The following is a 13,746-nucleotide window of genomic DNA, read 5'->3' as shown; positions in this document are numbered from 1 at the left end:
ATACCCCCTTTCCATAACCATCCAGATCTACTATAGTAATTCCATAGAACCATTTTGCAGAAGGGAGCCCTGACGTATGGCCCATGATCTCCGTCCCAATCAAAAGGGAATCACCCTGATCGAGGTTCTCGTCTCCATCACGATTCTCGCCATCGCCGTTCTGGCTGCGGTCTATGCTCTGCAGCAGAGCACCGCTTTCTCCAAAAGCAACGAGGCTCGGGAGACGAACGTACAGGTGGCGAGAACCGTCATGGAAGAGATCAAGGCGAAGCTCAAACAGGCCGACCCTGTGACGGTAGAGCTCTATGACCAGACGATCGACCTCACCCCGCTGAAGGGACTGGAGTCGGCTCAGCTTTCCTCCATCACCACGCCCCGCTCCTCCATTCGCATCGACATCGAAAGCCACAGGCCCGAGCAGTCGTTGTCCGTCAAAGGAATAGCTTATCCGGTAGGAGATTACTTTCGGTTGATCCAGGTTACCTGCACGAAGACGGCAACCGGAGAGACCTATAGCCTTAAAGCTTATGTAGAAAGCCGCTGAGGGAGGACCAGGCATGACGAGAACCCGGTTGAATGAAAAAGGCGTCACCCTCGTGGAAGCGTTGGCCGTGCTCGCGATTATCGGCTTTCTGTCGGGAACCATCCTCTTCCTCCTGCAGCAGACCAACGGCCAAACCGCTCAGTTGCAGAGACAGGAGCAAACGGCGAAGGAAGCGCGCTCGATCCTGAACCATATGGTCCAAGCCATCCGCAAGGAGCTGGCGGTAGCCACTTCGAACGCGGCAGGCGGGCAGCCGCTCAAGCTGGTGTACGGAGACGAAAAGGACGGGCACAGCCTGATCTACACCTTCGATTCAAGCACGCACAGTCTGGTTTATCAGGAAACCCAATCCGATGGAACCGTGCGGACCCTCACGCTATCCGACAAGGTGGACGGGGTTACGATTATCGTGGAAGGCTCCAAAATCTCCATCGAGCTGGTCCTGCTGGGAAAAGGGGGCAAGCCCTATCCGGCCGCCACCACGGCCTACCTGCCCGATCTCTGATGAGACTTCACTAAATGACGAGGCGCAAATAAGCATTCAACAACGCTTCTCCCCACAGATACGCAACCCAGGCACCGCCTGCGATAAAAGGTCCAAAGGGCACCGGTTCATCGGTTCCCTTTTTTTGTATGGCCCGCAGCGGCAAAAGAATGAGAAGGCCGAGCAAACTGGCCAGGAAAAGGCTGAGCAGCGTCAGCTTGATGCCGAGTGCAACGCCGAGCAGGAGGTACAGCTTGATGTCTCCGCCCCCCATCGACTCCCGACCGACAAACTTCTCGAAGACAAAGCCGGTGACAAGCAAAAATCCGCTTCCCCCAACCGAAGCGAGGGCGTAATCCCAGAAGGGAAGCGGATGCTCCACGAGACGAAGCAGCACGAGCAAGATCAGTCCGCCGAAGACCACCTCGTTCGGGATGATCATCTCGGCAAGATCCGTCTGCAGGATCACATAGAGCACGCTGAGCAGCACGAACGCGACGGCGGCCTCCAGCCGCCAGCCGACGGATACGGCTGTCCAGGCAAAGGCCAGCGCAAAGCCGGCGATTCCGAGCGGATACCGGATCGGCAGGGGCTCGCGCGGAGTCCCCTGCCCGTCCATCGCGACCGTACCGGCTGCAGCGTGTATCCTTCCGAACCGCTGCTTGGCGAAGCGGAGTCCGTGAGGGAGAGTCGATTCCAACAGCCGATCGGATAGGAGCGTCAGCATGCAGCCGAGCACAAGCCCGGGGAGAACCATGGTGAGAATAGTGAGAGCATTCACGGGCAGTCGGCCTTTCGGGGTTTAGTGGGTAACGAACTCTTCTTAGTCGGTAAGATCGTCAAATGGAACGCCCGTTCCTCCACCCGGCCCGGTGATTGCCAGCTTTACGTTATCTCCGGTGTTTGTCCCGCTCGTCACGGTAAACGTGATGGTGGTTACTTGATGTTGGGCCTTGTTCCATGTAGGGGGATTCAGATAACCAGCCGCTTGAAGAGCCGCTACAGATATCGTCGCTCCATTGGCAACTGTGTTATCCAATGCATAGCGAGTGGCCGCTTCCTTCACCAGCACCTGCGTGGCTTTGTCCGCGTTGACCTTCGACTTCTCAATCGCATTGCTGACCGCCGGGACGGCAATCGCCGCAATGATGCCGATGATCAGAACGACCGCGAGCAATTCGATCAAGGTGAGCCCCTTTTTGTTTCGAACCCTTCCCACTACAGCTTCCATATTCATTCTCCTCTATAAGAAATGGTTTTGTTGCCAAAGCGATCCCAAGCTCTAGTTCATCTCTTGCATCATTTTGAAGGTGGGCGTCATGACCGCGAGCACGATGATCCCGACGACCCCTGCGATGATCAGAATCATAAGCGGCTCCAGCAGGGACTTCAGCCGGTCGGCCATGGCATCCACATCGGCCTCATAGAAATCGGCCACCTTGTCGAGCATGCTGTCCAGGGAGCCGGTCTGTTCGCCGACCGCCATCATCTCCACGACCATCGGCGGAAACAAGCGGCTTCGGCGAAGCGGCTCGCTCATCGACTCGCCCTTCATGATGTCTTCTCTCAGCTTGCGAATCACGCTTCCGATCGCTTCATTGGCGACCACCTGGGAGACGAGCGTCAACGTCTCCAAGAGAGGGATCGCCGCGGCGAACAGGGAGCTGAAAGTTCGGCTGAACCGGGCGAGCGCCTGCTTGTGCCAGAGGGTACCGAAGACCGGTATTCTCAGTTTCCAGGCATCGAGCCGCTCTCTTCCGGCCTCCGATCTGCGAATAAGCAGGCTCATCCCCTTCGGAAGGAACAGGCAAGGAAGAACGACAAGCCCGTAGCGCTGCAGAAACTCGCTCACCGCGATGACCATCCGCGTCGGCAGCGGAAGCTCCACATTCATCGAGGCGAAGCTTGCCACAAACCGGGGAATGACGAAGATCATCATGAAGGTCACAACGAGCACCATCACCACCCCCATGATCATGGGATAGACCATCGCCGACTTAACCTTTTGCCGGGTATTGTGTTCTTTCTCGTAAAAGACCGCGAGTCGCTCCAGCATCCCGTCCAGGTTGCCGCCCGCCTCGCCAGCCTTCACCATGTTGACGAAGATCGGCCCGAAGATGCGGGGATACTCAGCCGCCGCCTCGGAGAACTGGGCACCGTCCTTCATCTTCTCCGCCATGCTCCCCAGCACCTGACGAAAGGGCTTGGTCGGCGCATGCTCGCTGAGCAGGCGCATCGCATCCACCAAGCTCACCCCCGATTTATACATCGTGGCGAGCTGGCGGCAGAACACGGTGAAATGCTCCAGGTTGACCTTCTGCCCGCCGAAGGAGAACTCCAGCTCCCGGGTGAGCAGGCTGTCCGCCTGGTCGTTCAGGCTCGTGAGCCACAAGCCTTGCCCGCGAAGCTGCTCGGCTGCCTGCTGCAGGCTTGGTGATTCCAGCACACCGTTCGCCGCCTTGCCGCTTGCTGTCACCGCTTTGTAGATGTATTTGGGCAACCGCATCCCCCCTTCGCGTAGTCTCTCTACTTCAATCGGTTTAACCGAAGGACGCACCGTCCGTCAGCCCAATCGAGGCGTTCCTCGCCGCCTCCTCGGTGACGGTCCCGGCCTGAACGAGCTCGCGCAGCGCCTGCTCCATTGTTTGCATGCCGCTCGATCGGCCGGTTTGCATCACCGACCGCAGCTGGTGAACCTTCTCGGATCGGATCAGGTTGGCGACCGCCGGCGTGTTGACGAGGACCTCGACGGCGGCCACTTTACCGGTTCCATCCACCTTCGGCAGCAGCCTCTGGGCCATGATGCCGAGCAGAACCGAGCTCAGCTGATAGCGGATCTGCTGCTGCTGGCCCGGCGGGAAGACATCGATGATCCGATCGATGCTCTGCGGAGCATCCGCCGTATGCAGCGTGGCGAGAACCAGGTGGCCGGTCTCGGCGGCAGTGATGGCCGTCGAGATCGTCTCCAGATCGCGCATTTCCCCAACGAGCACGACATCCGGGTCCTGGCGAAGCGCAGCGCGGAGGCCGCGGGCGAAGGAGCTCGTGTCGCGGCCGACCTCGCGCTGGTTGATGATGCTGTTCTTTGGCTCGTGCAGATACTCAATCGGGTCCTCCAGCGTCAGGATATGGTCGCGGCGGGTCCGGTTGATGTGATCCACGATCGCGGCGAGCGATGTCGATTTCCCGCTACCCGTTGGCCCTGTCACGAGCAGCAGCCCCTGCGGGCGTCCGGCGAACCACTCTGCGGCTTCGGGCAGTCCCAGTGCCGCAAGCCGGGGAACCCGATCGGGGATCACGCGGATGCTGAGCCCGGCATGGGAGCGCTGGCGGTATGTATTCACGCGGAAGCGGCCGACCCCCGAAATCCCGTAGGCAAAGTCCGCATCCCCGCTCTCTTCAAACAGCGCCCAGCCCTCCTCGCCAATCAATTGCCGGACCAAATTCTCCGTATCCTCCGGGCGAAGCAGCCTCGTCCCCAAGGGGCGCAGCTCCCCATGGATGCGAAGCATGATCGGGGAGCCTGCCGTGAGGTGCAGGTCTGATGCACCTGCCTCCACGGCCGCTTTCAGTAAATACTCGGCATGGCTATGGGCCTCCGCTGCCGTAGACTCTATGTTGAAGCCGTTTGGTTCATCCTTGATCATCGCCAATCATCCCATCTGCACAAATTCGTCAAGCTGCCCATCAATCGTCCCTTCCCGTCACCCGGAACACCTCGGTTAAGGTCGTCTGCCCTTCCGCCGCTTTGCGCAGGCCATCCTGCAGCAGGGTGACCATGCCGCGTTCGGCGGCATAGGCGGCGTATTCGTGATCCGGACGTTTTTGCAGGATCAGGCTGCGCAAGCCGCCATCGAGAGGAAGCACCTCATGGATAGCCAGCCTTCCTTTGTATCCAGTGCGGCCGCATTCCCCGCATCCCCGGCCGATGCTGAGCCGCGAGCCGTCCAACCCCAAGCGGTTCAGCTCCGCGGCCTCCTCCTCCGCCGGAACATACCGGACGGAGCAATGCGGGCACAGCTTGCGGACGAGCCGCTGCGCCACCACGCAGGTAACGGAGGACGAGATCAGGAAGGGCTCCACACCCATGTCCATCAGCCGGCTGATCGATCCGGCGGCACTGTTCGTGTGAAGGGTGCTGAGGACAAGATGGCCGGTCATGGCCGCGCGAACGGCGATTTCTGCTGTCTCGGCATCGCGGATCTCGCCTACCATCACGACGTTGGGGTCCTGGCGAAGGATGGAACGCAAGCCCTTGGCAAAGGTCAAGCCGGTGACCGGGTTCACCTGAACCTGATTAATGCCGGGCAGTTGGTACTCCACCGGATCCTCGATGGTGATGATGTTGACTCCATCACGGTTCAAGTGTGAGAGGGCCGAATAAAGGGTCGTCGTTTTGCCGCTTCCCGTCGGCCCCGTCAAGAGCACGACACCGTGCGCCTTCTCGATGGAGCGAACGAACTGCGTCCGGTTCCACTCGGAGAAGCCGAGCTTGTCCACCTCGGTCACCGACGCCGTCGAATCGAGCACCCGCATGACGATCTTCTCCCCGTGGATCGTCGGCAAGGTGGACACCCGGATGTCGATCCGGCGGTAGTCGATGACGAGCTCCACTCGACCATCCTGGGGAATGCGGCGCTCCGCCACATTCAGGTTGGCCATGATCTTGACGCGGGCTGCGATGACGGGCAGCATGCCGGTCGGCAGGGTCCGCTCATTGCGAAGCACGCCGTCGATCCGGTAGCGGATGCGCAGCCCGTCCTCCTGCGGATCGAAGTGGACATCGCTCGCATTCAGTTGGACCGCCTGCTGGATGATCTGATTGACGGTCTTCACAACCGGGGAATCATTGTCCTGCGCAGTCTGAAGCACTTCCTCCTCACGGGCCTGCATGCTTTGGGCAATCTGCTCAATGCTATCCTGAAGGCCGTAATAGCGTACGATTGCCCGAACCAGCTCCTCCTTGGAGGCGATAACCGGCTCCACCCGCATGCCCGTCAGAATCCGAATCTCGTCGATAGCGAAATAGTCCAGCGGGTCGGCCATGGCGAGCACGAGCTTGTTGCCGTCTACGCGGAGCGGCAGCACGCTGTGCTGCTCCGCTACCTTTTGCGGAATGAGCTGAACGACCCTCTGTTCAATCTTTTGCCGATAGATTTGGACATGGGGAATGCCCAACTGGAACTCGAGCACCTCGATAAATTGCTGCTGCGTGATGTACCCTCCGGTAATCAGCACATCGCCCAGCCGCATCTTCATTTCCTTTTGCTGCACAAGGGCCTGCCCCAGCTGTTCCTCTGTGATGGCCCCAGCCTCCAGAAGCAAATCTCCGATTCTTTTGCGGGTATAAGCCACACCTCACCACTCCCTCAAGAAGCCTTGGCAGATGATTCGAACAGGCGGCAAAGAGGCCTCTACAAGAATAGCCAGAGCAGCGCTAGGCCTCTGGACTTGATTCAATCGCCGCCTGTCGGCGTCGGACGCTGTCAGGGATTCCCGCAATCGACAGAGAGAGGGAGACCCAAGGATATAAATTCCTTCCATAATCGCCTGGTTATTACACCCATTAAACCATGGAAAAAAGGAGGCGGTCAACTCATAAAGTCCTACATTTTCTGCATTTTCGGGACTTCTATCCTACATTTTTCTCCTTTTTGTGCCAGTTATCGCTAGTTTATTTCCATTTCTTCGCAGGAAGGTCCTAATCATCCTCGTCTCCCTTTGACGGAGTTCATAGTCTTTCTTCAACAAAGCATTCGTTCCCGTCTCTGGATTGCCCTCTGCCGAAAAAAGCAGTATTCTGGTAAAGTAGCCGATCGTAGGTCTATTGGACTAGGAAAGAAGGAAGATTACCGCAGGATATAGAACGGGAGGACTGCGAGTGCAATATGGAAGTCGAATGGCTCAACTGCGCAGAGAGAGAGGAATGACCCAAGTGGAGCTGTCCGAGCTTGTCCGCTTGTCTCGGGCTTGTTTGTCTCATTACGAAAATGGCCGCCGTGAGCCGGACCTGGCTGCCCTGACCAAGCTTGCTGATTTTTTCGGCGTGACGGTCGACTATTTGGTAGGCCACACGGATAAGAGAGTCCCTCTTCAACCCGATCCGACGATGGACCCGATTGACCTTGGCAATTCAGCGAGCAGACTCTCCGTCGACGGGGTGGAACTCACGTGGGCAGAGCGGGATCGCCTGCTCGCCGGCATCCGCATGGAACGCAGTCGAGTGAGCAGAAGCTAAAGCAACACCAAATTTTTAAACGTCTCATGGATGGGTTGTTCTCGGAGCTGGACTTAGGCTTTCGCGCAGCCCTCTTTCTCGTTCCAGCAGCTCCACACGCCTCTTTTTGGAAGATTATGTTTATCGGAAACCCTATACAAAACTGACTTTTCTATAAAATAGAATACTTCCTGTCTTTCTTTATCTAGGCTTTGCTGGGAGCCTTTGCTACAATGTTAGAATAGATTTCGTCGCGGGGTGGCCGGGATGTACAAGAAAATGTCGATCTTCCTCCAGCTCATCATCGGCTTCTCCTTTGTCATCTTGATGACGGTGATTGCCATTGTCCTGCTCACTTACCGTTCCTCCTCGCAGGTCGTGCTGGAACGCTCCAACCAATACATTTTGGAATCCGTCAAACAGCTTCAAGGCAAGCTGGATGTGATCCTGCAGGAGCATGACAACCTGTCCTCCATGATCATCTTCAGCCCGATGATCCAGGAAGCGCTGCAGGACGCGTCTGCCGGAAAGCCCGCTCGCCACAGCGAAGCCGACATCGTCCGTTACTTGGACCAAGCCACCCGCAACATCAGCTATGACGTCCTCATCCGCATCTATGACAAGAAGGGAAGTCCCTTCTACGCCAACACCAGCTCGCTCGACCTCATCTGGGATTCGGAATCGCAGATCAAAGGAGCGTCGTGGTACCCGGCCATTCAGGAAAGCCGAGGCCGCATCGTCTGGCAGGCGGCAGACGGCTGGCTCAACAATTCCATTCCCATCGTTCTTGGGGCTCGGCAGATCAACGATTGGGAGAAGCTGAACGACATCGGCACTTTTTTTCTCGTTATCCCCATCCAGGTTCTCGACAACGCCGTGGGCCAATTTCATTTAGGAGCGAACGAGAAGATTCAGATTGTTGACCCGTACGGAACGATCATCTACTCTACCAATCCGCGAGATATCGGCGAGTACATGGACCCCGCGCTGATGGAGAAGTTCGAATCGAAGAAGCCGCGCATTCTCCCGCTCAAAACGAATTCTTCGGACTCGTACGTCTCGTACTCCCATTCCTCTTACAGCGGCTGGAGCCTGTTCGCGTTCATCGACTCTAAGGAAGCGGTCAAGGATTTAAATACCGTTCAACGCAAAATTCTGATCATCGGCTTATTGGGGCTCGCTGCGGCGCTCGCCTTTACGATCATGTACTCCTGGACCTTGTCCCGCCCCATCCGCAGCCTTGCCACCAAGATGTCTAATGTAGAGAGAGGGACTCGCATTCCTTTTGTGAAGACGACCATGAACAAGGAGCTCGACATTCTCTATACCAGCTACAATTCCATGCTGCAAAACCTTGATCGCACCATCACCGACCTGTCTAACAAACAGGTCAGCGAGAAGCAGGCGCAAATCACCGCGCTCAAAGCGCAGTTCCGCCCGCATTTTCTCTATAACACGCTCAACACCATCTATTGGTCTCTCGCCAACAAGAGGTTGAATCAAGAAGCCCGCATGCTACTCGCTCTAAGCGACCTGCTTCGTTACAGCATCGAACGCGGCTCGGAGTACGTCACCGTTGAGGAAGACCTTGAACAGTTAAACCGATTCATCTTCCTCCAAAAGCTCCGGTACGAGGATAAGCTTCACGTCGATATTCAAGCGGACCCCGATGTGCTGTCATGCAAGATTATGAAACTCACCCTGCAGCCGCTTGTCGAAAATGCCATTACCCACGGCCTGGAAACGGTTGTCCGTGACACCTGGCAGTTGCGCATTCGCATCTTCCGTGATCAGTTTACCCTCGTGCTGTCGGTGGAGGACAACGGCAAAGGCATGACCCCGGATGAGATGGAGCAAGTCTTCCTCGGAGACGCGGCCACCTCCGCTCCCATGCAGTCCAATCCGCTTCATTCCGGCATCGGACTCTCTAACCTCCACACTCGCATCCTGCTCATCTACGGCAGCGATTACGGCCTCAGCCTAAGCCAAAGCGAGCTGGGAGGGCTGCAGGCGAAGGTTACGTTCCCGTTATCTCAGGAAGACGCCCCGAGATCCACCGAATTCTAAAAGGAGGTCCTGAAGATGAATATCCTCATCGTGGATGATGAAAGCTTTGTCCGTCGCTCCCTGTCCGAAATGCTTCATACCGCCGGTGCCAAGTGGACGGTGGTGGGGGAAGCAGAGAACGGCCTGGCCGCGCTCCAGATGCTGGAGCAGGAGCCAGTCGACCTGATCATCTCGGACATCCGCATGCCCGGTATGGACGGACTGCAACTGGCGGAACAGGTCAAGCTGCACCATCCCCACACCGAGGTCGTGCTCCTTACCGGTTATCAGGACTTTACGTATGCTCGTCAGGCGATTCAATTCGGCGTGAAGGATTATCTCGTCAAGCCTTCTTCGGTGGAAGCCATTCTGGACCTGGTCACCGGCTTGTCCGATCAGTCGGAGAAACGCAAGCAGGAAGCCCAGTTAAATCGTCTGAGGCAAAAAAACCTGCTTGAAAAGCGGTTGCACGACCTGCTGTACGGTATCCCGATGCCCTACTTCGATGAATCGATTGTTCCTGCGCATCGCTCCTTTCTCGTGTTTACGGTGCTCATCAAGAAGGATGCGCCCCCTGCCGGATGGAAGGAGTCGACGCTCTACCAAGCGGTTCGCAACATCGCCGAGGATTGGTTCGTTCCTTACGGGCAAGCCATCGGCATGATCGAAGAGCAGGAAGGCCCCATCGTCCTCTTCCTGAATGAAGGGCTCCCTTCTCCTTCAGAGGAGGACCATTCCATCGCGGTAACCTTCGCCCGCGAGCTTACCTCCATTTTGAAGTGCGAGTTTTGCATCGGCCTCTCGGAGCGCCACGACAGCTTGGATGCACTCAGCATCGCCTATCGCGAGAGCCTGCAAGCGGCTCGCTTGGCGAAGAAAGCCCCCGATGCGGTCGTTACCCTCTTCCGGGAAGTGCAAGAGAAAGCCAGCCCCACTATGGTGGAGGAGCACATTCGGGTTAAGGCCAGCCGCCGCGTGATCGCGCTGACCGTCGAGGCCATGGAGCGACGCTTGGACGAGGACCTCACCTTGAAGACCATCGCCGAGGAGCTCTACATGAACCCGACCTACCTGGGGAGAATCTTCAAGGAAGACATTGGCGAGAGCTTCTCCAGTTTCCTGACCGGCCTGCGCATCGCAAAGGCCAAAAAGCTGCTCGATGACATCACCGTGAAAGTCTACGAGGTAAGCGAGCGCGTCGGGTTCAAGGACCCCGCCTACTTCAGCTGCATCTTCAAGAAGCATGTCGGCATCACGCCGCAGGACTATCAGAAGCAGCATCGGCCGATGCCGAATACAGCGGAGCCCATACGCCGATGATGGCCCGCCTCTCGCGAACCAGACCGGCGATAATGGAAACAATCGATCAGGCATGGAGGTGACCGCCGTCTTGCGCTTATCCAATCGAATCCTGCTCGCGGCGCTCAGCGGGTTCCTCATGATGGGGGCCAGCGGCTGCGTGCTCACCCCGGTCGTTACCGTCAAGGAAGCGCCGGATCCGCCCATCGTATTGAACGTCTGGCTCATTCCAGGCTCAGGGCTGGAGGCCATCATCGACGATTATCAGAGGCTTCACCCCGAGCTGAACATTCAAGTCCAATCCTCCGCTTACGAGGAACTGCCCAACAAGCTGCAGACGGCTTTCGCCGCTCGTTACACAAGTCCGGACATCGCCATGATCGAAGGAGATTTTATCGATTGGTTCCAACAGAACCCTGGGTATTTCTACAACCTGTTTGATTATGGGGCCGCAGAGCTCAAGGACCAGTATGTCGGCTGGAAGTGGGACCAGGCCGTCTCCGATGACAGCCGGTTCCTCCTGGGGCTGCCAACCGACATCGGACCCTATGCGATGATCTACCGACGAGACTTGTTTGCCGCGGCCGGGCTGCCGACCGATCCCGATCAGGTGCAGAAGCAGTTGGGCACGTGGGACAAGTTTATCGAGGCCGGTATCCAATTGAAGGAACGAACCAACACGGCCTTTGTCAACGACCTGGAAAGCTTGTATCGAGCCGTGGTGAATCAAGCAGATGAGCAGTACTTTGACCGGAGCGGCAAGCTGATCGTGGATACCAATCCCGCTGTCAAACGAGCATGGAACTTTGCGATGAAAGCCCATGAGCACCAGCTGTCCGCCAATCTGACCATCCATACCGAAAAATGGAGCAAGGGACTCACTCAGGACTTCGCCGTCATGCTTTGTCCGGCGTGGCTCGTCGCCAGCATGAAGGACAGCGCCCCGCAAGCCGATGGGCTGTGGAACATCGTCCCCCTTCCCGAGGGATCAGCGAACCGCGGCGGCTCCTTCCTGGCTCTGCCGATCACGGGCAGTCATCCTCAGCAATCCTATGAGTTGATTCGCTGGCTGACGGCGCCGGAGCAGCAGCTTCAAACGTTCCTGAACCAAGGCACATTCCCGTCCACTCCATCCCTCTACAAGAGCAAGACGTTGACGGATTACCGGGATCCCTATTTCAATGCCGCCCCCATCGGAGAAATTTATGGGGAGGCCGCAAGAAGCATCAAGGTCCCCTATATGGGGCCGAAGCATGCAACCATCCAAACCGAGCTGCTTCGCGTCCTTCGGCTCGTGGACACTGGCGAGCTTTCTGTAGAGGATTCCTGGACCGAAATGGTCCGCTCGGTTAAAGAGCTCGATGAGAAGCTGGGCCAATAGAAGAAAGCCTCCTCCTTCTATCAAAAACAAAAGCTCCGAACCCGCAAGCGGGTTCGGAGCTTTTTCGTTGATAGGCCGTTTCGTTGCCAAGTGGCTTATTTCTTGGAAGCGAGGAAGGCATCCAGTTGGGTTTGTTTTTCGGCGATGACTTTTTCCATGCCGGCTTTTTTCAGCTTGTCGACGTATTTAGCCAGAACCGTATCCGGATCTACCGAGCCGGTATCCAGCGTAGCATCGTATTCCTTCATGATGTCTTTGCAGGTAGCAATTTCGGTCTTAACCTTTGACGTGTCAAAGGTGAAGCCCAGTGCCGGAGAAGCCTTGGCTTGGGAGTTGAAGGCCTTGAAGTCATCCCACTTCGTCGGAGCTTCCGTTTCCCAGATGTAGTTCAGGAATTGGTTACCGAGCATCCAGGCAGCGCCCGGGCTGTAGTTGGCTGCTTGAGGGCCGGCTTTGATGACGTTGTCAGCAACCTTCGTGTAGTGCTCGCCTTCGATCCCGAAGTTCAACAGGTTGTTGATGTCCTTGTCGGTGTGCAGCAGGTTGATGACCATCATAGCACGAGCCGGGTCTTCCGAGGTGCTGGAGATCGCAAGCATGGCACCTGCGGTGTCACCTGTGGAGATCGTGGCATCGGTCAAGGCGATTTGCTTCAGCTTGCCAACAAAGCTGTTTTCCGGCGTACTGATGGAGTTCGCCATTTCAATGTCTTTACCTGGCTTCAACGATTGGAAGGTCATGAAGACGTTACCGGCCTTCATGGCATCTTGAGTCGACGGGGTAGCAACGGCAGCGTCCTTGTTGATGTACCCCTTCTTCATCCAATCGCGGGCAAGCTTCACGTTTTCTTTGTATACATCGGTGTCCAGCTTGGAAACAACCTTCGTTTCCGTTCCGTTCTTGAAGATAATCCCCGGCGTTCCGTCATCTCCCATGGTATCGAAGCCAGCCATGTAGTGGGAGTTCAAGGTTTCGCCATCCTTCAGGTACAGAGGCGTGATATCCGGTCTCTTTTCTTTGACGACTTTCAGAACAGCGTCCAGGTCCTTGACACTCTTGACTGCGGTCATGTCGATGCCAAGCTCTTTTGCGATGTCTTCGCGGTACAAGATCCCGCCTTGAGCGGCGAGTTCCTTGTTCGTCGGGATGCCGTAGTTCTTGCCGTTGATTTGCGAACCAGACAGGAAGGCCGGGTTCAGGTTTTCCTTGATGCCTTGGCCGTATTTCTCGATCAGGTTACCGACATCCTTCAGGCTGTCGTCATTCAAAGGAAGGAACGCGCCCTTGGCTACGTTGGTTGCATAATATCTCCATTGGGCGGTGAACATGATGTCGAATTTCTCACGGCTGGCGATCATGAGGTTCGTCGAGTTATCCCAAGGACCCCAGTCGATCGGAGCGATATCGAGCTTGGCGTTGATCTTTTGCTCGAGGATTTTGTTGATCGCATCCTCAACCTTTTGTTCATCCTTTTGGGCAGCGCCGATGTAAACCAGCTTCACTGTATACGGTTTCAAATCTTTGGCTGGGTCTGCGCTTGCGGTCTCAGCCGGAGCCTTGCTCGCTTCCGTTGGTGCAGTGGTAGCCTTGTCACTCGGAGATGGGGAAGAACTGTCTTCTTTTTTGCTGCACCCTGTGAGACTGAGGCTGAAGACGAGCACCAGCATCAGAAGCAGAGTCGCACTTCTTTTGACTGCCTTCATGAAAATAAAACCTCCCTATGGATCTTATATGCCAAACCGGAAGGATGCACCGGTTGAAGCCAATGGAACGGG

General features: G+C 56.7%; 12 protein-coding genes. 6 read left to right on the top strand and 6 right to left on the bottom strand.

What is annotated here, in order from left to right:
- Window positions 1-76 precede the first annotated feature (76 nt).
- On the top strand, window positions 77-544 hold the full coding sequence (locus tag AAFN83_RS08490) for a type IV pilus modification PilV family protein (RefSeq protein WP_347768560.1): 468 nt from the start codon (window positions 77-79) through the stop codon (window positions 542-544).
- 13 nt (window positions 545-557) lie between these two features.
- Window positions 558-1,049, top strand: coding sequence for a type II secretion system protein (locus AAFN83_RS08485; protein WP_347768559.1), 492 nt, complete (start codon window positions 558-560; stop codon window positions 1,047-1,049).
- 10 nt (window positions 1,050-1,059) lie between these two features.
- Here the strand turns inward: AAFN83_RS08485 and AAFN83_RS08480 are convergent, their stop codons facing one another.
- Genes AAFN83_RS08480 through AAFN83_RS08460 form a run of 5 tightly spaced genes read right to left on the bottom strand, consistent with a single transcriptional unit; the run spans window position 1,060 to window position 6,383 of the window.
- Window positions 1,060-1,809, bottom strand: a complete 750-nt coding sequence (locus tag AAFN83_RS08480) for a prepilin peptidase (RefSeq protein ID WP_347768558.1) — start codon at window positions 1,807-1,809, stop codon at window positions 1,060-1,062.
- A gap of 42 nt (window positions 1,810-1,851) precedes the next feature.
- Entirely contained in the window at window positions 1,852-2,259 is a 408-nt protein-coding gene (locus AAFN83_RS08475) for a prepilin-type N-terminal cleavage/methylation domain-containing protein (RefSeq protein ID WP_347768557.1), read from the bottom strand.
- 51 nt (window positions 2,260-2,310) lie between these two features.
- Entirely contained in the window at window positions 2,311-3,534 is a 1,224-nt protein-coding gene (locus AAFN83_RS08470) for a type II secretion system F family protein (RefSeq protein ID WP_481810492.1), read from the bottom strand.
- Between the two features lie 34 nt (window positions 3,535-3,568).
- The gene (locus tag AAFN83_RS08465; protein ID WP_347768555.1) at window positions 3,569-4,675 is read right to left on the bottom strand and encodes a type IV pilus twitching motility protein PilT; all 1,107 of its coding nucleotides are present in this window, start codon (window positions 4,673-4,675) and stop codon (window positions 3,569-3,571) included.
- Between the two features lie 40 nt (window positions 4,676-4,715).
- The gene (locus AAFN83_RS08460) at window positions 4,716-6,383 is read right to left on the bottom strand and encodes a GspE/PulE family protein (RefSeq protein ID WP_347768554.1); all 1,668 of its coding nucleotides are present in this window, start codon (window positions 6,381-6,383) and stop codon (window positions 4,716-4,718) included.
- Between the two features lie 526 nt (window positions 6,384-6,909).
- On the opposite strand from AAFN83_RS08460, the gene AAFN83_RS08455 reads away from it, so the two are divergent.
- The 4 genes from AAFN83_RS08455 (at window position 6,910) to AAFN83_RS08440 (ending at window position 11,971) form a co-directional block, all read left to right on the top strand.
- Window positions 6,910-7,266, top strand: coding sequence for a helix-turn-helix domain-containing protein (locus tag AAFN83_RS08455; RefSeq protein WP_347768553.1), 357 nt, complete (start codon window positions 6,910-6,912; stop codon window positions 7,264-7,266).
- A 246-nt stretch (window positions 7,267-7,512) separates the two neighbouring features.
- Complete coding sequence (locus AAFN83_RS08450) at window positions 7,513-9,312, top strand: cache domain-containing sensor histidine kinase (RefSeq protein ID WP_347768552.1); 1,800 nt, start codon at window positions 7,513-7,515, stop codon at window positions 9,310-9,312.
- A gap of 15 nt (window positions 9,313-9,327) precedes the next feature.
- Entirely contained in the window at window positions 9,328-10,611 is a 1,284-nt protein-coding gene (locus tag AAFN83_RS08445) for a response regulator transcription factor (RefSeq protein ID WP_347768551.1), read from the top strand.
- Window positions 10,612-10,681: 70 nt separating this feature from the next.
- Entirely contained in the window at window positions 10,682-11,971 is a 1,290-nt protein-coding gene (locus AAFN83_RS08440; RefSeq protein ID WP_347768550.1) for an ABC transporter substrate-binding protein, read from the top strand.
- Between the two features lie 95 nt (window positions 11,972-12,066).
- Here the strand turns inward: AAFN83_RS08440 and AAFN83_RS08435 are convergent, their stop codons facing one another.
- The gene (locus AAFN83_RS08435) at window positions 12,067-13,674 is read right to left on the bottom strand and encodes an ABC transporter substrate-binding protein (RefSeq protein WP_347768549.1); all 1,608 of its coding nucleotides are present in this window, start codon (window positions 13,672-13,674) and stop codon (window positions 12,067-12,069) included.
- Window positions 13,675-13,746 lie beyond the last annotated feature (72 nt).

It is taken from the genome of Gorillibacterium sp. CAU 1737 (assembly GCF_039888655.1).
In the GTDB taxonomy this organism is placed as follows: domain Bacteria; phylum Bacillota; class Bacilli; order Paenibacillales; family NBRC-103111; genus Gorillibacterium.
This window is presented reverse-complemented; position numbering and strand designations above follow the sequence as displayed.

Excerpts from the sequence above, each read along its gene's own strand:
- AAFN83_RS08475 (WP_347768557.1), bottom strand. The coding sequence starts at position 2,259 with ATGGAAGCTGTAGTGGGAAGGGTTCGAAACAAAAAGGGGCTCACCTTG.
- AAFN83_RS08450 (WP_347768552.1), top strand. The coding sequence starts at position 7,513 with ATGTACAAGAAAATGTCGATCTTCCTCCAGCTCATCATCGGCTTCTCC.
- AAFN83_RS08465 (WP_347768555.1), bottom strand. The coding sequence starts at position 4,675 with ATGATCAAGGATGAACCAAACGGCTTCAACATAGAGTCTACGGCAGCG.
- AAFN83_RS08470 (WP_481810492.1), bottom strand. The coding sequence starts at position 3,534 with ATGCGGTTGCCCAAATACATCTACAAAGCGGTGACAGCAAGCGGCAAG.
- AAFN83_RS08445 (WP_347768551.1), top strand. The coding sequence starts at position 9,328 with ATGAATATCCTCATCGTGGATGATGAAAGCTTTGTCCGTCGCTCCCTG.
- AAFN83_RS08485 (WP_347768559.1), top strand. The coding sequence starts at position 558 with ATGACGAGAACCCGGTTGAATGAAAAAGGCGTCACCCTCGTGGAAGCG.
- AAFN83_RS08490 (WP_347768560.1), top strand. The coding sequence starts at position 77 with ATGGCCCATGATCTCCGTCCCAATCAAAAGGGAATCACCCTGATCGAG.
- AAFN83_RS08435 (WP_347768549.1), bottom strand. The coding sequence starts at position 13,674 with ATGAAGGCAGTCAAAAGAAGTGCGACTCTGCTTCTGATGCTGGTGCTC.